Origin of the sequence: Rhodococcus sp. O3, from assembly GCF_048897285.1 — a bacterium.
GTDB lineage: Bacteria > Actinomycetota > Actinomycetes > Mycobacteriales > Mycobacteriaceae > Rhodococcus.
The window spans coordinates 1-19,456 of sequence record NZ_JBMBTE010000093.1 but is presented as its reverse complement, the minus strand read 5'-3'; the positions used below and the strand labels follow the sequence as shown (position 1 = coordinate 19,456).

Below are 19,456 nucleotides of genomic sequence, written 5' to 3'. Positions count from 1 at the left end.
GTGCTCGTCGTCGGGCCCGAAGGGGGTCTCGACGACAGCGAGGTCGCGACGTTGACGGAGGCGGGGGCGACGCCCGTGCTGCTCGGCCCGACGGTGCTGCGCACGTCCACGGCCGCCGCGGTCGCGCTCGGCGCGATCGGAGTGCTGTCCGGTCGCTGGGGCGCACGCCCGCTCGACTAGCGTTTCGGCCATGTCGCGTACCCGCATCGCCTACGGCTCGGAACCCCAGCAGTTCGGTCATCTCTACCTCCCGGACGGTGCGGCCGGGAACGGGCCGGTGCCGGTCGTGATGGTCATCCACGGCGGGTACTGGAACGGCAACTACCACCTCAACCTGGGCACCCCGCTCGCGACGGAACTGGCCCGGCGCGGCGTCGCCGCGTGGAACATCGAATACCGCCGTCTCGGCGAGGGCGGACGGTGGCCGGAGATGTCCGCCGACGTCGTTGCCGCGCTCGACGCGACCGCGACGCTCGTGGCGGACCACGCCCGCGCCGCGGGCATCGAACTCGACCCGGCGCAGGTGCGGGTCGTCGGGCACTCGGCCGGCGGCCAGCTCGCGGTGTGGCTCGCGGGTGAGGACACGACGGTGCGGCCGTCGCTGGTGGTCGGTCAGGCTGCCGCCCTGGACCTGGCGTCGGCGGGGGAGCGGGGCCGGCGCGTCGACTATCTCGAGGACCTGTTCGGTGAGCCGTTCGAGGACAACCCGCACGTGTACCGATCGGCGTCGCCGCGGCATCGCCTGCCGATCGGCCGGCCGATCGTGCTGGTCCACGGATCCGAGGACGAGCAGGTGCCCGCGAAGGTCGCGACGCGCTACGCCGATGCCGCCCGCGAGGCCGGTGACGAAGTGGCCCTGCACGTCGTCGACGGGGAGGACCACTTCGCGTTCCTGAACAAGGACAGCGTTTGCTGGAAGTTGTCGCTGGATCTGCTGCTCGACCAGGCCTAGTTCGCCGGTACTACCTCGCCCGGTCCCGGCTGGTCCCGACGGGAACCCGCCCGGGCAGGATCAGCGTGACGACGACGGTGCCGACCGCCAGCGCGATGCCCCCGACCAGCGCGGCGTCGACGATCGCGTGGGCGAACGCTGCGCTCGACGCATCGAGCAACGGCTGCGCGTAGGACTTCGCGAACGGGTTCGCGGCGAGCTCCTCCGCGACGATCGCGGCACCACCGACCGAATCACCGGCCGCTTCGAGCGCGAGTGCCGCCTTGTCGGCCAGGTCGCCGGTGAGGTTGTTCAGCGGCAGACCGGACAGGAATCCGGCGATCTCGTCGTGGTACGACGTCGCGAGCACCGACCCGAGCAGCGCGATGCCGACGGATCCGCCGAACTCGACGGCGGTGTCGTTGAGGCCGCCGGCCGCACCCAGATCGGTGTCGGGGAATCCGCCCATGATCAGGTCGGTCGCAGGCGGCGTCGACAGGCCGATGCCGAGACCGACGAGCAGCAACGACGCCAGGAAGATGCCGTAGCCGGACGTCGGTTCGAGCGCGACGAGCAGCAACACCCCGGCCGAGGTCGCGACCATGCCGCAGGCCACGAGGATACGGGCCCCGAACCGCGGAACGAGGCGACCGCCCAGCGCGGCACCGACCGACACCGACCCCGCGAGCGGCAGCAGGCGCAGGCCCGTCTCCAGCGGCCCGTAGCCGAGCACGAACTGGAACTGCTGGGCGACGAAGTAGATGAGGCCGAAGGTCGCGAAGAAGAGCAGCAGCACCGAGATACACGCACCGCCGACCGCGCGGTCGGCGACCCGCCGCAGGTTCAGCAGCGGCTGCGGGTGCCGCAACTCCCACGCGACGAACGCGACCGCCGCGACGACCGACGCGCCGAGCGCCCCGAGTGCGGTGACGCTCCAGCCGAAGTGGAAGCCGTCGATGATCGCGTAGACGATGCCACCGACGGCGACCACGGACAGGAGGCCGCCGATCCAGTCGACGCGGGTGAGGCCGTCGGCCTTCGACGCCGGAACCAGCGCGAGGGACGCGACTGCGGCGAACGCGGCGATGGGGACGTTGATCAGGAACGTCGATCCCCACGAGTGGCTCTCGAGGAGCCACCCGGCCAGCAGCGGCCCGAGTGCGATGGCGAGACCGGACGTCGCGGCCCACGCGGCGATCGCGCGTGCCCGCTCGGAGGCCGGGAACATGGCCACCAGCAGCGACAGGGTCGCGGGCATGATCACGGCGGCGCCGGTGCCCATGACGATGCGCGCGACGATCACCGCGGTCGCGCTGCCGGCGAGGCTGCCGGCGATCGCGCCGGCCGCGAAGACGGCCAGGCCGGCCAGGAGCGCGGCTCTGCGGCCGTAGCGGTCGCCGAGGACGCCGCACAGCAGCATCAGCGCCGCGTAGGGGACGGTGTAGCCGTCGATGATCCATTGCATGTCGGCGCTGGTGAGGGCCAGTTCGCGGAGCATGCTCGGCGCCGCGACGATCAGCGCGGTGTTGGCCATGACGACGATCAGCAGGCTCAGGCACAGCACCGCCAACCCGGCCCAGCGGCGTGGATAGGGCGGTGCGGGTGTGGACGCCGCGTGATCGGTGACTGTCGTCATGGACCTCTCCTCCGGGTGATCTCGAGCACCAATTGCACAACTGTGTGCAACGTAGGTTTCTGCACACGGGTGTGCAACTAAACTTGATCGAGGTCACAGATGTTCGGTGGAAGAGGTGTGCAACGTGCAGGAACCGCTCGCGCCACAGGCGAATTCGCACACGCCACAGGCCCGGACCCGGACGAACGTCAACCGGCGCCGCATCCTCGACGCAGCGATGGAGTCCTTCGCGGCCGATCCCGACGCGAGCATGGACGACGTCGCGCGTGCCGCCGGCGTCGTCCGGCGCACCGTCTACGCGCACTTCCCGAATCGCGACGCCCTCGTCGACGGCATCGCCGCCGATGCCGCCGCGGAACTGGCCGCCGCGGTCGACCTCGCCGAACCCGATGATCCCGACGTGGCGCTCGCGGTCGGCGCGCTCCGGACCTGGCCGGTCGGCGACCGGTACCGGCTGCTGCTGTCCTTCGCCCGCAAGGAGGTGGGCGAGCAATGTATCGCCGACCTCGTCGCGCCCCTGCGCACCCGCACGCTCGACATCGTCGAACGCGGTCGCGCCGGGGGGATCTTCTCCGATTATCTGCCGTCGGTGGTGCTGGTCGGGATGATGGAGGGTCTCACGATGGCGACCCTCGAACAGGCCAATCTCGGACTGGTCCGCGACTCCGGCGAGAGCATCGCGCTGGGTGTCCTGGTGCTGGCCGGGGTTTCCCCGGAACGTGCCGTTCGGGTCGTCGAACAGGCATACCGGTGGCTGCACGAGCACGCTCCCGAGCAGGCCCGGGGGTAATGCGGTGAATGTCGGTACTGCCCGGGGCTAGACTGGCACGATCACGACGACCGTCGTGTGGGAGCCGAACGGAAAGCAGGCCGTACCGTCCACGTGAGTGAATCAGACGACATCCGCGACCCCGCGGAACCTGAACGGACCATCGTCCGATCCAGTCTCGACCTGCCGCCGGAAGCGGCGGCTCCGCTGCTCGGGGCGGCCGACGAGAACCTCGTCGCGCTCGAGCGCGTGCTCGATGCGGACATCCACGTGCGCGGCAATTCCGTCACCCTCACCGGGACTCCCGCCGAGGTCGCCCTCGCGGAACGGGTCCTCGGCGAACTCGTCACGATCGTCGGCCGCGGCCAGCCCCTGACCCCCGACGCCGTGCGCCGCACCGTGGGCATGCTCACCCAGGGGCTGTCCGAATCGCCGGCCGACGTGCTGAGCCTGGACATCCTGTCGCGGCGCGGCAAGACGATCCGGCCCAAGACGCTCAATCAGAAGCGCTACGTCGACGCGATCGACGCCAACACCATCGTCTTCGGCGTCGGCCCCGCCGGCACCGGCAAGACCTATCTCGCGATGGCGAAAGCCGTGCAGGCCTTGCAGACCAAGCAGGTCACCCGCATCATCCTGACCCGCCCGGCCGTCGAGGCCGGCGAACGTCTCGGGTTCCTGCCGGGCACCCTGCACGAGAAGATCGACCCCTACCTCCGTCCGCTGCACGACGCGCTGCACGACATGATGGATCCGGAGGCGATCCCGAAGCTCATGCAGGCCGGCGTCATCGAGGTCGCGCCCCTGGCGTATATGCGTGGCCGGGCGCAGCCGTTGTCCACCAAGGTCCTCACGCCCGAGGGGTTCCGCCCGATCGGCGACGTGAAGGTCGGCGACGAGGTGATCGGTTCGGACGGTCGGCCGACCGAAGTGCTCGGCGTCTACCCGCAGGGATTCAAGGACATCGTGCGGGTGACCACTCAGGACGGTGCTTCCACCCTCTGCTCGACCGATCACCTGTGGTCGGTCTACACCCGCGACGACCGCAGGCGCGGCAAGGGGCCGCGGGTACTCGAGGCCAAGGAGATGATCGGCAACCTCCGCGCCGCGCACTACCACCGCTACGAGATTCCGATGCTCGCCGCGCCGGTCGAGTTCGCTCCCGTGCCGGTACCGCTGGACCCGTACGAGCTGGGACTGATGCTCGGGGACGGGTGCATGGCCGGTGTGGCGACGCCGAGCTTCACGACCACCGACCCGGAGCTGGTCGAGGCGGTCTGGGGCACGAAGTCCCCGACCAAATTCGTGCCGAAGGAGTACCTGCACAATTCGGCCGACGTACGCCTCGCTGTCCTGCAGGGTCTTCTCGACTCCGAGGGTGGACCGGTCAGCCAGGCCGGGCGGACGTGCCGAGTGCAGTACGCGACCGTGTCGGATCGACTGCGGGACGACGTCCTCTTCCTCGTGCAGTCGTTGGGCGGGGTCGCGTACAGCCGTACCCGGCCTGCCGAAGGTCGTAAGCCCGGAAACGCCCGCGGCCGCGACGTCGAGTACCGGCACGACGCGCACATCGTCGACATCCGTCTGCCCGAGGGGTGCGTGCCGTTCCGGCTCCGAAGGAAAGCCGAGAAGTACACGGAAAACAGCCCCAAGACGCCCCGGCGGTACATCGAGAGCATCGAATCCGCCGGTACCGAGGAGGCTGTCTGCATCAGGGTCGCCGCGGCCGATTCGCTGTACGTCACAGAGGATTTCCTACTGACGCACAACACCCTGAACGACGCCTTCATCATTCTCGACGAGGCCCAGAACACCACGGCCGAGCAGATGAAGATGTTCCTGACCCGCCTCGGCTTCGGCTCGAAAATCGTTGTCACCGGCGACATCACGCAGGTCGATCTGCCCGGCGGCGCTCGGTCGGGCCTGCGGGCCGCCACCGAGATCCTCGACGACATCGACGGAATCCACTTCGCGACGCTCGACAGCAGCGACGTGGTGCGGCACAAGCTCGTGTCCGACATCGTCGATGCCTACGGCCGCTACGAAGCCCAGCGTTCCGGCGAGGTCGCCCTCGGCAACCGGGCGCAGCGGCGCGCCACGCAGCACCGGGTGCAGCGCCGGTGAGCCACTTCCACCCCCCGATCCCGTCAGCAGTGCAGAAGGAACGACACCGATGAGCATCGAGATCTCCAACGAATCCGGGATGGACGTCGTCGAGGAGAACCTGCTCGACGTCGCCCGCTTCGTGATCGCGCGGATGGACGTGCACCCCGCGGCGGAGCTGTCGATGGTGCTCGTCGACTCCGATGCCATGGCCGATCTGCACATGCGGTGGATGGACCTGCCGGGTCCCACCGACGTGATGTCCTTCCCGATGGACGAACTCGAACCGGGCGGTCGCCCGGACGCACCCGAACCGGGTCCGTCGATGCTCGGTGACATCGTGCTGTGCCCGTCGTTCGCGGCGGATCAGGCCGCCAAGGCCGGGCATTCCCTCGACCACGAACTCGCCCTGCTCACCGTGCACGGCATGCTGCACCTGCTCGGCTACGACCACGCCGAGCCCGAGGAGGAGAAGGAGATGTTCGGTCTCCAGAACCAGCTCCTCGAGGAGTGGTACGAGGAGCTGCGCCGCGCCGAACACGAGGCCCGGCTCGCCGCCCGCGACCAGCAACTGCTCGGCAAGGTCGGTCTGTCCGACAATCCCGAGCAGTAGCGGGGCCGTCGTGGGAGCAAACGCATGAGCGCCCTCGCACTCGTGGCGATTGCGGTCGTCCTGGTGCCGCTCGGCGGTATGTTCGCTGCCGTCGATTCGGCGCTGAACACCGTCTCCGCCGCCCGTGTCGACGAACTCGCCAAGGACGAACGGCCGGGAGCGCAGCGGCTGAGGCAGATCCTCGAGGATCGCCCCCGCTACGTGAATCTCATGGTCCTGCTTCGGATCCTGTGCGAGATCACCGCGGCCGTAGTGCTCGCCGGGGCGCTGCTCGAGGTCCTGGACCGCACGTGGGCGCTGGTCGTGAGCGCCGCGGTCATGGTGGTCGTCGACTACGTCGTCATCGGTGTCGGGCCGCGCACGCTCGGCCGTCAGCACGCCTATCCGATCGCCTTGACCGCGACGATCCCGCTGCGGTTCCTCGGCGTGCTGTTCGGCCCGATCGGCCGGCTGCTCATTCTCGTCGGTAATGCCCTCACCCCGGGCCGCGGCTTCCGGAACGGCCCGTTCGCCAACGAGATCGAACTGCGCGAACTCGTCGACCTGGCGCAGGAACGCGGCGTCGTCGCCGCCGACGAACGCCGCATGATCCAGTCGGTGTTCGATCTCGGCGACACCACCGCCCGCGAAGTGATGGTGCCGCGCCCGGAGATGGTGTGGATCGAGGAGGACAAGACGGCGGGGCAGGCCACTTCGCTCGCCGTGCGCAGCGGTCACTCCCGCATCCCGGTCATCGGCGAGAACGTCGACGACATCCGCGGCGTCGTCTACCTCAAGGACCTCGTCCAGCAGACCTATTACTCGCGCGACGGCGGGCGCAGCGTCAAGGTCGCCGACGTGATGCGACCGGCGGTCTTCGTTCCGGATTCGAAACGGCTCGACGACCTGCTCGCGGAGATGCAGCGCGACCGCAACCACATGGCGGTGCTCGTCGACGAATACGGCGGCATCGCGGGACTGGTCACCATCGAGGACGTCATCGAGGAGATCGTCGGGGAGATCGCCGACGAATACGACGCCGACGAGACCCCCGATGTCGAGGACCTCGGCGACGGCACCTACCGGGTGTCCGCGCGACTGCCCGTCGAGGACCTCGGTGAACTGTTCGACATCGAAATCGACGACGACGAGGTCGACACCGTCGGTGGTCTCCTCGGCTTCGAACTCGGCCGGGTGCCGCTGCCGGGTTCGGAGGTCACCACCCGCGGGCTGATCCTGCGGGGCGAGGGCGGCCCGAACTCGCGCGGCCGGGTGCGGATCAACACCGTGCACGTCCAGCGCGCCCCGGCCGACGAGCCCGAGCCCGAACCCGCCGAGGAATCCGAACGATGACCCACACCCAGGAGCTTGCATGACCGACACCGACTTCCGTTCCGGCTTCGTGTGTTTCGTGGGCCGTCCGAACACCGGCAAGTCCACGCTCACCAACGCTCTGGTCGGCAGCAAGATCGCCATCACCTCGTCGCGGCCGCAGACCACCCGGCACACCATCCGCGGGATCGTGCACCGCGACCACGCACAGCTGATCCTCGTCGACACCCCGGGTCTGCACCGGCCGCGCACGCTGCTCGGGCAGCGACTGAACGACCTTGTGCGCGATACCTATTCGGAGGTCGATGCGATCTGCCTGTGCATCCCCGCCGACGAGAAGATCGGCCCCGGTGACCGGTGGATCCTCGATCAGGTGCGCAACGTCGCGCCCCGCACGACCCTCATCGGTGTCGTCACCAAGATCGACAAGGTCGGCAAGGAACAGGTCGCCGCGCAGTTGCTGGCGGTGTCGAAGCTGCTCGGTCCGGACGCCGACGTCGTGCCGGTGTCGGCGACGTCCGGGGAACAGGTCGAGGTGCTCGTCGACGTGCTCGCCTCGCACATGGAACCCGGTCCGGCCTTCTACCCGGACGGCGAGCTCACCGACGAGCCCGAGGAAACCCTCATGGCCGAGCTGATCCGCGAGGCCGCGCTCGAGGGACTCGGCGACGAACTTCCGCACTCGCTGGCCGTGGTCATCGAAGAGGTGGTCGAGCGTGAAGGCCGCACCGAGAAGCAGGGCGAGATGCTCGACGTGCACGCCCTGCTGTACGTGGAGCGGCCGAGCCAGAAGGGCATCGTCATCGGCAAGGGCGGCGCGCGACTGCGTGAGGTCGGTACCGCGGCCCGCAAGCAGATCGAGAAGCTGCTCGGCGTGAAGATCTATCTCGACCTGCATGTGAAGGTCGCCAAGGACTGGCAGCGCGACCCCAAGCAGCTCGGACGCCTCGGCTTCTGACATGCCCTGACCGGCTCCGCCCAGCCCGGCTCGAACCCCGAGAAGGTACGGTAGTTCGGGTGCGTCACTAAATTTCGACGCATCTGAGAAAACACCGATCAGTGACCGAAGTCGCTTCACGGGGGAAGAGACCATGGGCAGGAAATCGGGAACCGAACTCGCGGCGCGTGACGCCGTGTATGTCTACGGGGACCGCGCGAACCGGGGAGACACTCCCAGTGTCATGACACACTTCTACGTCTTCGACACACGGCAGGGGAGTGCGCCGGTCGCGACCCACGCCGAGGCCGTCGACTGGATCCTCGGGCGCACCCACCGGACCCCCGCGCTGCGCAGGCGCCTGCATCGGGTGCCGGGCGACCTCGGCTATCCGTACTGGGTCGAGTCCGCCGTCGACCCGGATCACCACATCGACTTCCGGCGGATCGGGCACACGACCCGCCCCCACCTGCACCGGCTGTTCGCCTCGCTCGCTGAACAGCCCCTCGACTTCGGCCGCCCACTCTGGAAGCTCCACGTGCTGGCCGACGTGCGGGGCGTCGGCGACCTCCCGGACCGCGCGACGGTCGTCGTGCTGCGGGTCCACCACTCGGTAGCCGACGGAAAGGGAGCGGTGCAGATCGCGCGCGCCCTGTTCGACGACCCGGCAGCGGAACCCTCCCGGGGCGGCACACCGGTCCCGGTTCCCGGCCCGGTCGCGGCGGTCCGGAACCTGCCCGGCGACTACCTGCGCTACGCGGGGGCGGTGCGCCGGTGGATGAGGGGCCGACGGTCACTTCGTGCACTGGTCGCCTCCGGAGAGATCGCCCGGTCCAGGACCCCACGCCCGCTCACCCGGTTCAACGTCGTGGACCACAGCACCCGCCTGTTCGGTCGGGTCCGGTTCGAGCTGCAGGACGTCCGGGCGCTCGGGCACGCCACCGGGACGACGGTCAACGACGTGATGCTGGCGGTGGTCTCGGACGCGGTGCGCAGCTACCTCACGGAGCGGGGTGAGACGCCGACGCTCTCACTGGCGGCCCACGTTCCGATCTCGGTCGGGGAGAGGTCCGAGCTGGCGGCCGAGAACAAGATCAGCGACCTGCACGTCGATCTGCACACGGACCGGACCGATCCGCTGACGCGGCTGCATCTGATCCACGAGTCGGTGGCCCGCGAGAAGGACCGGGTGTGGCGACCGGAGTGGATCGCCGTCGAATCGTCGCTCGACGCGGTGCCGTCCCTGTGCATGCGGTACTCGCTCTGGCGGGCCGTGCGCAAGGCGGTGGTCTCGACCTGCGGCCGTGCCGGGGCAACGAACACCGGCCTGTCGAACGTGCCACGCGGCAGCGCCGACGTCCTGCGGTTCGGGGACAGTCCCGCCGTGGGCGGATTCAGCGTGCCCTGCCTCAACCGGCTCGTGGGTCTGACCCACGCGGTCGTGACACTCGGTGACGCACTCGACCTGACCTTCTCGACGAAGCAGGCGGTGATGCCGGACCCCGAGGCGTACGAGCATCTGCTGGAGGGTGCCTTCGAGCGTCTGTGGTCGGCCGTTCCCGCGACCGCGTCGGTGCGGTAGCGGGCTACGACTGCCGGTGGGCCCCGCCGGTGAGGACGGCGCCCTGCAGCAGCAACAGCACCGACGTCGACAGGTCGCTGCCACCGCCGGTCGACAAGCGCCGCAACTGAAGTCCGGCGACGGTCGCGACCAGGGTCGATGCGACCGCCACGGGATCCGGCAGCCCGAGTTCGGTGAGGATCGCGACCGTCAGCTCGTCGTACGCGGCCCAGCAGCGGTCCGCGGCGGCGCGGAGCTCGGGGTCGCGGCCGGCCTGGACGTACAACTCGAACGGCGCGATCCGCTCGGCGGAGAACGCGAGATCCTCGGCGACGCGTTCGGCGAGTCCGGCGGCCTCGGCGAGCGAAACACCTTGATTCCTATGGGATTCGGCGATCTCGCGCAGCCGCGTCGTCTCCTCGGCGACGAACGTCTCGAGCGCCGCCCGCAGCAGGTCGGGCTGGCTCGGGAAGTGGTAGGTGATCGAGCCGAGCGAGACGTTCGCGTGCGCGGCGATGCGCCGGTTGGTGACTCCGGCGACGCCGTCGGTTCCGATCAGGTGCAGGGTCGAGGCGACGATGCGGTCGCGGACGGACGTGGACACCGTCACCACCAGCGTTCCGGGATCGCCTCGTGCCAGCGCAGCGATGATTCCAATTGGGCGGCAAGGGAAATCAGCAGCGGTTCGGAATTCGCGGGTCCGAGCAGTTGGGTGCCGATGGGCAGGCCCGCGTCGGTGAAACCCGCCGGCACGTTGATTCCCGGCCAGCCGAGCACGTTCCACGGCCACGCGTAGGGGCATGCGGCGGTGATGACCTTGTCGGTCTGCCAGCCGCCGATGTCGTCGATCGCTTCGATCGGGAGTGGGGGCATGGCCGTGGTGGGGGCCAGGACCACGTCGAACCGGTCGAAGATCGCCCCGACCCGCCGTCGCAACCGCGGTTCGTAGGCGCGTGCCGCGCGCAGCGGTGCGCCGCCGAGCAGGCGCCCGGTGCGGGCGTTGGCGCGGGTGCGGACGTCGGCGAGGGACGGATCGGGAAGCCGGTGCAGCCAGTCGTCGAGACCTGCCATCGAGCGGGGCAGGAAGTTCAGGCCGAACGTGATGCCGTAGTCGGGGTCGGCGACGGCGACCTCGTGGCCGAGGTCGCGGAGGGCCCGGGCGATCGAATCGACGCCGGCGCGGACGTCGGGGGTGAGGCGGGTGCGTGTCGCGGTGAACGGGGTGCGCAGCGCCAGCGCGATGCGCAGGCGTCCGGGGTCCCGGCCGACGGCGTCGGTGACGGTGACCGGATCGACGTGGTGGCGGTCGCCGGGGTGGTTGCCGGACACCGCGTCGAGCAGCAGGGCGGCGTCGGCGACGGTGCGCGCGAGGACGCCGTGGGTGGTCAGACCGTTGAACGCCTCGGGGTCGGGCCACATCGAGATCCGCCCGCGTTGCGGTTTGATGCCGACCAGGTGGCTCCACGCGGCGGGGATGCGGACGGACCCGGCGCCGTCGGAGCCGAGGGCGGCCGAGACGAGCCCGGCGGCCACCGCGGCGGCGCTGCCTCCGGAGGACCCGCCGGGCGTGTGCTCGCGCGACCACGGGTTGCGGGTGTGCCCGAACGCGATGCCGCCGGTGAGCGGCCATTGGCCCAGCTCCGGCGAATGGGTCTTGCCGACGATGACGGCTCCGGCTTCGCGCAGGCGGCGCACGACCTCGGCGTCGTAGTCCTGGGGCGGGAATTCGCCGGCGCAGCCGAAGGCCGTGGGTTCCCCGGCGATGTCGGTGTCGTCCTTGACCGCGATCGGCACGCCGAGCAGCGGGTGACGGGCGCCGGTCGCACGTCGGCGGTCGGCCTCGGCGGCCTCGGCGAGCGCGGCTTCGCGTCGGACCACCCGGAACGCGTTGAGCGTGCCCTGCGTGGCCTCGATCCGATCGAGCGCGGCCCGAGTCAGTTGCACCGACGTGACGGTGCCGTCCGCGAGCGCGGCGGCTTCGGCGGCGAGTCCGGCCGCGCGGGTGTCTTCCCTGGAAGTGGTCATCGAACGGCCCCCTGTTCGTTCGAACGAACAATAACGCGTTCCAGTTGCGCGGGCAAGACCGCCCGTGTGCCTTCGTGGTGGTCCGGGGCGCCGGAAAGGCGCACGACCCCTCGCCTGTCCGCCTCGCATGAAAGACTCGGGGAGTGAGGTTGTATCGGGACAACGCGGTGGTGCTCCGCCAGCACAAATTGGGCGAGGCGGATCGCATCGTCACCCTGCTCACCCGCCGCCACGGGCTGGTGCGGGCCGTCGCGAAGGGCGTGCGCCGCACCCGATCGAAGTTCGGTGCCCGGCTCGAACCGTTCGCGCACATCGACGTTCAGCTGCATCCCGGCCGCTCGCTCGACGTCGTCACGCAGGTGCAGACCCTCGACGCGTTCGCGGCCGACATCGTCGACGACTACTCCCGGTACACGACCGCCTGCGCGATCCTCGAAACCGCCGAGCGGCTCGCCGGCGAGGAACGTGCCCCGGTGCCGCGCCTGCACGCGCTGACCGTCGGGGCGCTGCGTGCCCTGTGCGACCGGATCCGCCCACCGGAGCTGATCCTCGACGCCTACCTGCTGCGTGCCATGACCTACGCCGGTTGGGCGCCCGCGATCGGCCGGTGCGCCCGCTGCGACCGGCCCGGTCCGCACACCGCGTTCCACGTCGCCGCCGGGGGAGCGGTCTGCGTGCACTGCCGGCCGCCCGGCTCGGCCACCCCGGCACCGGGTGTCCTGGCCCTGATGGACGCCCTGAACCACGGGCGGTGGGACGGAACCGAGACCGCCGACCCGGCGGTGCGCAGCCAGGCCAGCGGCCTGATCGCCGCGCACCTGCAGTGGCATCTCGAGCGGCGGCTGCGCACGCTACCGCTCGTCGAGCGTTCCACCGACCATCCGGCAGCCGGTGCCGTGGGGCACGACGCCGGTGCCGTCAGGCAGGATGAAGACCGTGATTCGACGACGCGCCCCGCAAGCATCGCCTGACCGCGCGATCCGGCCCCCGGCCCCCCACCCGTCCGGTGCTCGGCCCCCGATCCTGCAGCCCGAGTTGATCCCTCGGCACGTCGCGCTCGTCATGGACGGCAACGGCCGCTGGGCGCAGGAACGCGGACTGCCGCGCACCGCCGGACACGAACGCGGCGAGGCCGTGCTCATGGACACCGTCGAAGGCTGCATCGAGATCGGTGTCAAATGGCTCTCGGCGTACGCGTTCTCCACCGAGAACTGGAAGCGCAGCCCCGAGGAGGTGCGCTTCCTCATGGGATTCAACCGCGACGTGATCCGTCGCCGCCGCGACGAGATGCACGAGATGGGCGTGCGGGTGCGCTGGGCGGGCCGCCGGCCTCGGCTGTGGCGCAGCGTCATCAAGGAGCTCGAGATCGCCGAGGAACTCACCAAGGACAACGACGTGATGACCCTGGTCATGTGCGTCAACTACGGCGGACGTGCCGAGATCGCCGACGCCGCGCGTGAGATCGCGCGACGCGTCGCGGCCGGTGAGATCGACCCCGAGAAGGTCACCGAGGCGACGATCGAGCGGTACCTCGACGAACCCGACATGCCCGACGTGGACCTGTTCCTGCGCCCGTCCGGCGAGCAGCGCACGTCGAACTTCCTGCTGTGGCAGGCGGCCTACGCCGAGTTCGTGTTCCAGGACAAGAACTTCCCCGACTTCGACCGCCGCGACCTGTGGGCCGCGTGCGTCGAGTACGCCTCCCGCGACCGCAGGTTCGGTGGAGTCAAGTGAGCGAACTGCGGGATCGGATCGGCGCGGCGCTCGCCTCGTTCGTCGACTTGCACGAACCGTCGGTCGACGGTGACGACTCGTTCGGATTCGACTACGCGGGGGTGCCCTGTGCGCTGCGGGTGGTGACGCTCACCGAGGGGCTCGACGTGGTGTCGCTGACGAGCGTGCTCGGGTGGGACCTCGCCCTCGACGACGAGCTGCGGGCCCGCATCGCGTCCGCGGCGGACGCCGTACAGTTCGGATCGGTGCACGCGGTCGAGCGGGAAACCGACGCGGACGTGGTGCTGCGCTATTCCTTCCCGGTGACCGGGCTGGGCGACACGGCTCTGACGACGATGCTGCTGCTGGTACTCGGGGGTGCGGCCGACGCGCGCACCGCGATCGTCGAACCCGAAGCCGGAATCGAGGGGGAGCGGTGAGCAAGAAGAACGGGCGCAAGAAGGGCGCGAACAAGAAGCGTGCGGGTGCCGAGGTTGTGAACACCGGGACCGCGGACGGCGCGCAGTCGCTCGAGGAATTGTGGGTCGTGCCGGTGGACACCGAGGACGACGACGCGTTGCGCGACGCGGTTCGACGGATCCTGGCGGACGTGCTCGACGAGGCGCCGGAACCGGACGAGGACGGCGATCTACCGATCTGGCTCGGTGACGTGATCACCTACGCGTCCGTCGACGCCGAGGACGCCGTCGTGGAACTGCGCACGTTCCTGGTCGAACGGATCGCCGGACGGACCCGCGCCGCCGAGGTGCTCGGCGACCTCCAGTCCGAGTGGCCGGACTTCAAGTTCGTGCTGCACAAGGACCGGGTGACGGCCGAGCAGCGTGTCCCCGCGTCGCCGCTGGTCCCGATGCACCTGATCCGTGCGGTCGGGGCGATCGTGCCGCTCGTCGAGGAGGCCCGGGTGCTGGCGTCCCGTCTCGGTGGCGAGGCGTGTGTGTTCGACGGGGCGGACGCCGACGATCAGGACAGCGTCGTGCAGGACAGCGTCGTGCAGGAGACCGGCGTCGAGGCCACCGGAACCGACCGTGCGGTCGGCGGAAACCTGCTCGCCGACGCCGGGTGCGGCTGCGGAAACTGCGACTGCGGCTGAGCCTCGGCCGGATACGTCCGGCTCAGCGCGACTGCTCGCCGTCCGCGGCGGCGCAGTCGCGGCACGTGCCGAAGATCTCGACGGTGTGGCTGACATCGGCGAACCCGTTGGACTCGGCGATCTCGTGGGACCAGCGCTCGACCTCCGGTCCGTCCACCTCGACGGTGAACCCGCAGGTGCGGCACACCAGGTGGTGATGGTGGCCCGACGAACAGCGCCGGTACAGCGACTCGCCGGTGTCGGTGCGCAGCACGTCGACGCTGCCGGCCTCCGCGAGCGACTGGAGGGTCCGGTAGACGGTGGTCAGTCCGATGCCGTCGCCGCGCTTGCGCAGCGCGTCGTGCAGGTCCTGCGCCGACCGGAACTCCTCGATGTCCTCGAGCAGGGCCACGATCGCGCTTCGCTGCCTGGTGGAACGGACCCCGACGACGGGCTTGCGGGCAGAGGTCACGGCGAAGATCAACCTTCCTGGACGTGGGCGATGGCGTCGACGACGATGTGGGCGAGATGGTCGTCGGCGAGGCGGTAGAGCACTTCGCGGCCGGACCGTTCCCCGCGCACGACCCCGGCCGACTTGAGCACCCGCAGGTGCTGGCTGATCAGCGGTTGCGTCACGCCGAGCGCCCCGACCAGTTCGTGCACGCAGCGTTCGGATTCGCGCAGCTGCAGCACGATGGCGATGCGGACCGGCGCGGACAGGGCACGCAACAGTTCGCCGGCGAGCGTGAGCGTGTGATGCGACGGAGGCGCGAGGTGTTCGTCCCGGCATTCGTGCTTGTCGGTGGGGACGCTCAACGGTTCTCCTTCGACGGAGCGGTAGTGTTAATGCAAACCGATTCCATTTTGATATGCATGAATGTGCATGTCAACCGGCTCGGAATTCGACCTGCAGGAGCGGAGCGATAGGCTTACCGGCGACGTATGTTGCGAACCACGCATCGAAGATGGAGAGAACCCGAGTGGCACCCAAATCCAAGATCGATACCGTCGCCAACCTCGCCAAGCGCCGGGGCCTGGTCTACCCGTGCGGTGAGATCTACGGCGGTACGAAGTCGGCCTGGGACTACGGGCCGCTCGGCGTGGAGCTCAAGGAGAACATCAAGAAGCAGTGGTGGCGCAACATGGTCACCAGCCGCGAGGACGTCGTCGGCCTCGACTCCTCGGTGATCCTGCCGCGCCAGGTATGGGTCGCCTCCGGCCACGTCGGCGTGTTCAACGACCCGCTGGTCGAGTGCCTGAGCTGTCACAAGCGGCACCGGCAGGATCACCTGCAGGAGGCGTACGCCGAGAAGAACAAGCTCGACGACCCCGACTCGGTGCCGATGTCCGACATCCCGTGCCCGGACTGCGGCACCAAGGGTCAGTGGACCGAGCCGCGCGACTTCAACATGATGCTCAAGACGTACCTCGGCCCGATCGAGAGCGAAGAGGGCCTGCACTACCTGCGTCCCGAGACCGCCCAGGGCATCTTCGTGAACTTCGCGAACGTGCTCACCACCTCGCGCAAGAAGCCGCCGTTCGGCATCGGCCAGATCGGCAAGAGCTTCCGCAACGAGATCACCCCCGGCAACTTCATCTTCCGGACCCGCGAGTTCGAGCAGATGGAGATGGAGTTCTTCGTCAAGCCCGGTGAGGACGAGGAATGGCACCAGTACTGGATCGACTACCGGATGGACTGGTACACGGGGCTGGGCATCAACAAGGACAACCTGCGCCTGTACGAGCACCCGCAGGACAAGCTGTCGCACTACTCGAAGCGCACCGTCGACATCGAGTACCGCTTCCACTTCCAGGGCAGCGAGTGGGGTGAGCTCGAGGGCGTCGCCAACCGCACCGACTTCGACCTCGCGACGCACGCGAAGCACTCGGGCACCGACCTGAGCTACTTCGATCAGACGACGAACGAGCGTTACACGCCGTACGTCATCGAGCCCGCAGCAGGCCTGACCCGGTCGCTGATGGCGTTCCTCGTCGACGCGTACACCGAGGACGAGGCTCCCAACGCCAAGGGCGGTGTCGACAAGCGCACCGTGCTGCGCCTGGACCGCCGGCTCGCGCCGGTCAAGGCCGCGGTGCTGCCGCTCAGCCGCAACGCCGACCTGAGTCCCAAGGCCAAGGACCTCGCCGCCCAGTTGCGCCGCAACTGGAACGTCGAGTTCGACGACGCCGGCGCCATCGGCCGCCGCTACCGTCGCCAGGACGAGATCGGTACCCCCTTCTGCATCACCGTCGACTTCGACACGCTCGAGGACCAGGCGGTCACGATCCGCGAGCGCGACACCATGGCGCAGGAGCGTGTCGCGCTCGATCAGGTCGAGGGCTATCTCGCGCAGCGCCTGATCGGCGCCTGACCCGCCGAGCGGGACTTCGTGCCGGCCGGGCCGGGAGACCGTCGCGCTCCCGGCCCGGACCGGATGGTCGACTACTCACGTGGGCGGCGGCCTGCGGCGTTAGCCTGAGAGGGCAACCGTCTCGTCGAACACCGTGTCTGGAGCAGAGATGCCCGATACCGGCAGTACCCCGACCGCAACCTCGATCGCTCCGCCGACGAACGCCTCGAATGCGGATCTCGTCCGGTGGGCAATCGGTCGTATCAACGCCAGGGACATCGACAGCCTGCGCAATCGTCTCTGGACGGACGAGTCCATCGTGTACTTCCCGACCGGGTCGTGTCGTGGCGCCACCGAAATCGGCGCCTACTTCGACCGCGTCTACTCCGGGGTGGCCGACTTCGCCATGGAGATCTCGGCGATCGCCGAGTCCGGTGACGACGTCCTGGTCCACTGGCGTCTGACCGGCCGCCACACCGGCACCCTCTTCGGGGTCGCCGGAACCGGGCGGACCGTCGAGCTCGAGGGTTTCGACCACTTCGTCCTCGCAGGCGGCAAGGTCGTCACCAATACGGTGCGCTACGACCAGATGGAGTTCGCCCGCCAGATCAAGATGCTGCCGGCCGAGGGGTCGATTCCGGATCGCGTGACGAAGGCAATCTTCAATGCCACCACGCGGATAGCGCATCTCGCGCGTCGTCGCTAGCGGCCGCGGGCAACCACCGGTTCGGCGAGACCCTGCTCCTCGCACAGGGTTTGCAGCCGTGCGAGTGTCGCGTCGAGGCCGGGGCCGAGCCTCGGTCCGGGTGTGAATCCGGCCGGGAGATGCCGCATCCCCTGGATGATGCCGATCGTCTCGTAGTGCACGGCCCGGTCTGCCGTGCAACGGAAGTCGGGCATCCGATCGAGGACGGCCAGGAGCATCCGCTTGAACACCGTGCGGGCCACGTTCGATCCGATGCATCGGTGGATACCCAGCCCGAAACTGAAGTGCCGGTTGCCTTTCCGTTCGAGGTCGACGGTGTCGGGATCGTCGAACAGCGACGGGTCGCGATTGGCCATCGCCCACGACAGCCACAGTCGCTCACCTTCGCGGAGGTCGGCACCGGCGTATTCGTAGTCGGCGCAGACGGTTCGGCCGTCTCCCGGGGTCGGTGTGAAATACCGCAGGAACTCCTCGGTCGCCGAATCGAGCAGGGTGTCGCGTTCGCGGTCGAGGCGGGCACGTTGATCCGGATGCTCCGAAAGCCACTCGAACGCATGGGCGGTCAAGGCCGTCGTCGTGTCGAATCCGCCGCCGATCAACAGATTCAGCATCCCGAGGATCTCGATGTCCGGCGGCGCTTGCCCGTCGATCTCGGCGCGGACGAGTGCGTCGACCAGCCCCGGGCGCGGCGACTCCCGCACCTCGAGGATCGTGGCGAACAGATCCGTGCCCATCGCCCGGTGCAGGTCGAGCACCCGGGCGCGATCCGGCGAATCCGGCGGCGTGTACAGCGCTGCGTGGGCGGGTTCGCTGTAGACCTCCCACTTGTGCAGCGGAATGCCCAGCATCGCCAAGGTCAGCACGGCCGGAACGATGTTCGCGAGGTCGTCGACGAAATCGATGTGCCCGCTCGCGATCTTCTCGTCCAGGCAGGCGTGCGTGACCTCGTCGACGAACGGGATCCAGCGCGCGACCGCCGCCGGTGACAGATACGGGTTGAGGATCTGCCGGTACGCCTGATGTTCGGGCGGATCCATCTCGAGGATGCCCGAGCGGATCGGGTTCTCCGCGTGCGGAATCGTGATGCCGGTGTAGCCGCGCCGGACCCCGTTCACATCGTTGTCGTTGGAGACGACCTGCGACCGCGCCAGGTGGAACACCTCCTCGGCGCCGGCGGCGACCCAGTGCCCGCCGTGGGTGTCGGTCCACGCCAGGGGACAGTGCGCCTGCATGTCCTTGGTGATCGCTTCGAACCGGTCGCGGTACTCCGGCGCATGCCGATCGAAATGGAACCGCTTCTTCCCCTGCTCGGTGTTCGTCACGACCACAGCCCCCCGTCGGCGATGGTGATGCGTGCCCTCGGGTCCCGACCAGCTGGGATACCCGAAAAGCGCTGGTGGGCAGAAGGTTAGCAGTACCGTCGCCGACGGGAACCGGATTCGCTGACTTCGGTCAGAAACGTCCGCCGCTGCTGCGGCCGATGCGGCCCGAGCTGCTGGGCCCGCCGAACGAACCGGGTCCGCGACCGCCGCCCCCGCGGTAGCCGCCGCGCCGCGAGTAGCCGCCCCCGCCTCCGCCGCGCAGGATGCTGTCGATCAGGATGCCGCCGAGGATTGCGCCGGTCATGTCGTTGCCCGAGCTGCGCGGCTGCTGACGCTGTTCCCACTGCCGCACGTCGCTCTGCGCGGCCCACAACGCCTTCGCGCCCAG

20 protein-coding genes and 1 pseudogene are annotated in these 19,456 nt (G+C 69.3%); 14 read left to right on the top strand and 7 right to left on the bottom strand.

The genetic code is table 11. The features are described 5' to 3' along the window. On the top strand, positions 1–180 hold a 180-nt coding region (locus tag ACN675_RS21365; protein ID WP_420752747.1), incomplete at its 5' end, for an RsmE family RNA methyltransferase. A gap of 10 nt (positions 181–190) precedes the next feature. Continuing rightward, entirely contained in the window at positions 191–952 is a 762-nt protein-coding gene (locus tag ACN675_RS21360) for an alpha/beta hydrolase family protein (protein ID WP_420752746.1), read from the top strand. A gap of 10 nt (positions 953–962) precedes the next feature. Here ACN675_RS21360 and ACN675_RS21355 read toward each other — a convergent pair whose 3' ends face one another. Next, entirely contained in the window at positions 963–2,567 is a 1,605-nt protein-coding gene (locus ACN675_RS21355) for an MFS transporter (protein WP_420752745.1), read from the bottom strand. A gap of 217 nt (positions 2,568–2,784) precedes the next feature. Between ACN675_RS21355 and ACN675_RS21350 the strand changes: the two genes are divergently transcribed. From ACN675_RS21350 to ACN675_RS21325, 6 genes are all read left to right on the top strand, one after another. Then, positions 2,785–3,357, top strand: coding sequence for a TetR/AcrR family transcriptional regulator (locus tag ACN675_RS21350; RefSeq protein ID WP_420752748.1), 573 nt, complete (start codon positions 2,785–2,787; stop codon positions 3,355–3,357). A 93-nt stretch (positions 3,358–3,450) separates the two neighbouring features. Beyond that, positions 3,451–5,460 (top strand): PhoH family protein, encoded by a 2,010-nt coding sequence (locus ACN675_RS21345; RefSeq protein ID WP_420752744.1) that lies wholly within the window; start codon positions 3,451–3,453, stop codon positions 5,458–5,460. A gap of 49 nt (positions 5,461–5,509) precedes the next feature. Next, complete coding sequence (ybeY, locus tag ACN675_RS21340; protein WP_248673304.1) at positions 5,510–6,052, top strand: rRNA maturation RNase YbeY; 543 nt, start codon at positions 5,510–5,512, stop codon at positions 6,050–6,052. Positions 6,053–6,076: 24 nt separating this feature from the next. Then, positions 6,077–7,384 (top strand): hemolysin family protein, encoded by a 1,308-nt coding sequence (locus tag ACN675_RS21335; protein ID WP_420752743.1) that lies wholly within the window; start codon positions 6,077–6,079, stop codon positions 7,382–7,384. A gap of 19 nt (positions 7,385–7,403) precedes the next feature. Beyond that, positions 7,404–8,321: a GTPase Era gene (gene era, locus ACN675_RS21330; RefSeq protein ID WP_420752742.1), complete on the top strand. Its 918-nt coding sequence runs from the start codon at positions 7,404–7,406 to the stop codon at positions 8,319–8,321. A gap of 133 nt (positions 8,322–8,454) precedes the next feature. Then, positions 8,455–9,882, top strand: coding sequence for a wax ester/triacylglycerol synthase domain-containing protein (locus tag ACN675_RS21325; RefSeq protein ID WP_420752741.1), 1,428 nt, complete (start codon positions 8,455–8,457; stop codon positions 9,880–9,882). Between the two features lie 4 nt (positions 9,883–9,886). On the opposite strand, the gene ACN675_RS21320 is transcribed toward ACN675_RS21325, so the two are convergent. After that, positions 9,887–10,465 (bottom strand): TetR/AcrR family transcriptional regulator, encoded by a 579-nt coding sequence (locus tag ACN675_RS21320; RefSeq protein ID WP_420752740.1) that lies wholly within the window; start codon positions 10,463–10,465, stop codon positions 9,887–9,889. A gap of 2 nt (positions 10,466–10,467) precedes the next feature. After that, positions 10,468–11,886 carry an amidase gene (locus ACN675_RS21315; RefSeq protein ID WP_420752739.1) on the bottom strand — a complete coding sequence of 473 codons (1,419 nt, stop codon included), beginning with the start codon at positions 11,884–11,886 and terminating at the stop codon, positions 10,468–10,470. Positions 11,887–12,029: 143 nt separating this feature from the next. On the opposite strand from ACN675_RS21315, the gene recO reads away from it, so the two are divergent. Genes recO through ACN675_RS21295 form a run of 4 tightly spaced genes read left to right on the top strand, consistent with a single transcriptional unit; the run spans position 12,030 to position 14,710 of the window. Continuing rightward, on the top strand, positions 12,030–12,857 hold the full coding sequence (gene recO, locus ACN675_RS21310) for a DNA repair protein RecO (RefSeq protein ID WP_420752738.1): 828 nt from the start codon (positions 12,030–12,032) through the stop codon (positions 12,855–12,857). After that, positions 12,814–13,620: an isoprenyl transferase gene (locus tag ACN675_RS21305; RefSeq protein WP_420752737.1), complete on the top strand. Its 807-nt coding sequence runs from the start codon at positions 12,814–12,816 to the stop codon at positions 13,618–13,620. Before recO ends, ACN675_RS21305 begins: the two co-directional genes overlap by 44 nt. Continuing rightward, positions 13,617–14,039, top strand: a complete 423-nt coding sequence (locus ACN675_RS21300; RefSeq protein ID WP_420752736.1) for a hypothetical protein — start codon at positions 13,617–13,619, stop codon at positions 14,037–14,039. Before ACN675_RS21305 ends, ACN675_RS21300 begins: the two co-directional genes overlap by 4 nt. Beyond that, positions 14,036–14,710, top strand: coding sequence for a T3SS (YopN, CesT) and YbjN peptide-binding chaperone 1 (locus ACN675_RS21295; protein ID WP_420752735.1), 675 nt, complete (start codon positions 14,036–14,038; stop codon positions 14,708–14,710). The genes ACN675_RS21300 and ACN675_RS21295 overlap by 4 nt, the downstream gene beginning before the upstream one ends. A 22-nt stretch (positions 14,711–14,732) precedes the next feature. Here the strand turns inward: ACN675_RS21295 and ACN675_RS21290 are convergent, their stop codons facing one another. Both ACN675_RS21290 and ACN675_RS21285 read right to left on the bottom strand, forming a co-directional pair. Further along, the gene (locus ACN675_RS21290) at positions 14,733–15,161 is read right to left on the bottom strand and encodes a Fur family transcriptional regulator (RefSeq protein ID WP_248676685.1); all 429 of its coding nucleotides are present in this window, start codon (positions 15,159–15,161) and stop codon (positions 14,733–14,735) included. Between the two features lie 8 nt (positions 15,162–15,169). Next, positions 15,170–15,505 (bottom strand): ArsR/SmtB family transcription factor, encoded by a 336-nt coding sequence (locus tag ACN675_RS21285; RefSeq protein ID WP_420752734.1) that lies wholly within the window; start codon positions 15,503–15,505, stop codon positions 15,170–15,172. A 164-nt stretch (positions 15,506–15,669) separates the two neighbouring features. Between ACN675_RS21285 and ACN675_RS21280 the strand changes: the two genes are divergently transcribed. Together ACN675_RS21280 and ACN675_RS21275 are read left to right on the top strand one after the other, a co-directional pair. Beyond that, positions 15,670–17,061, top strand: a complete 1,392-nt coding sequence (locus ACN675_RS21280; RefSeq protein WP_420752733.1) for a glycine--tRNA ligase — start codon at positions 15,670–15,672, stop codon at positions 17,059–17,061. 148 nt (positions 17,062–17,209) lie between these two features. Next, positions 17,210–17,746: an ester cyclase gene (locus ACN675_RS21275; RefSeq protein WP_420752732.1), complete on the top strand. Its 537-nt coding sequence runs from the start codon at positions 17,210–17,212 to the stop codon at positions 17,744–17,746. Here ACN675_RS21275 and ACN675_RS21270 read toward each other — a convergent pair. Continuing rightward, positions 17,743–19,068 (bottom strand): cytochrome P450, encoded by a 1,326-nt coding sequence (locus ACN675_RS21270; RefSeq protein ID WP_420752731.1) that lies wholly within the window; start codon positions 19,066–19,068, stop codon positions 17,743–17,745. The genes ACN675_RS21275 and ACN675_RS21270 overlap by 4 nt on opposite strands. A gap of 130 nt (positions 19,069–19,198) precedes the next feature. Continuing rightward, positions 19,199–19,456: pseudogene (locus ACN675_RS21265) on the bottom strand (TPM domain-containing protein); the annotation flags it as partial.

What these genes read in the sequence shown, in the direction of transcription:
- ACN675_RS21360 (WP_420752746.1), top strand. Translation starts at nt 191, where the DNA reads ATGTCGCGTACCCGCATCGCCTACGGCTCGGAACCCCAGCAGTTCGGT.
- ACN675_RS21355 (WP_420752745.1), bottom strand. Translation starts at nt 2,567, where the DNA reads ATGACGACAGTCACCGATCACGCGGCGTCCACACCCGCACCGCCCTAT.
- ACN675_RS21350 (WP_420752748.1), top strand. Translation starts at nt 2,785, where the DNA reads ATGGAGTCCTTCGCGGCCGATCCCGACGCGAGCATGGACGACGTCGCG.
- ybeY (WP_248673304.1), top strand. Translation starts at nt 5,510, where the DNA reads ATGAGCATCGAGATCTCCAACGAATCCGGGATGGACGTCGTCGAGGAG.
- ACN675_RS21335 (WP_420752743.1), top strand. Translation starts at nt 6,077, where the DNA reads ATGAGCGCCCTCGCACTCGTGGCGATTGCGGTCGTCCTGGTGCCGCTC.
- era (WP_420752742.1), top strand. Translation starts at nt 7,404, where the DNA reads ATGACCGACACCGACTTCCGTTCCGGCTTCGTGTGTTTCGTGGGCCGT.
- ACN675_RS21325 (WP_420752741.1), top strand. Translation starts at nt 8,455, where the DNA reads ATGGGCAGGAAATCGGGAACCGAACTCGCGGCGCGTGACGCCGTGTAT.
- ACN675_RS21315 (WP_420752739.1), bottom strand. Translation starts at nt 11,886, where the DNA reads ATGACCACTTCCAGGGAAGACACCCGCGCGGCCGGACTCGCCGCCGAA.
- ACN675_RS21305 (WP_420752737.1), top strand. Translation starts at nt 12,814, where the DNA reads ATGAAGACCGTGATTCGACGACGCGCCCCGCAAGCATCGCCTGACCGC.
- ACN675_RS21275 (WP_420752732.1), top strand. Translation starts at nt 17,210, where the DNA reads ATGCCCGATACCGGCAGTACCCCGACCGCAACCTCGATCGCTCCGCCG.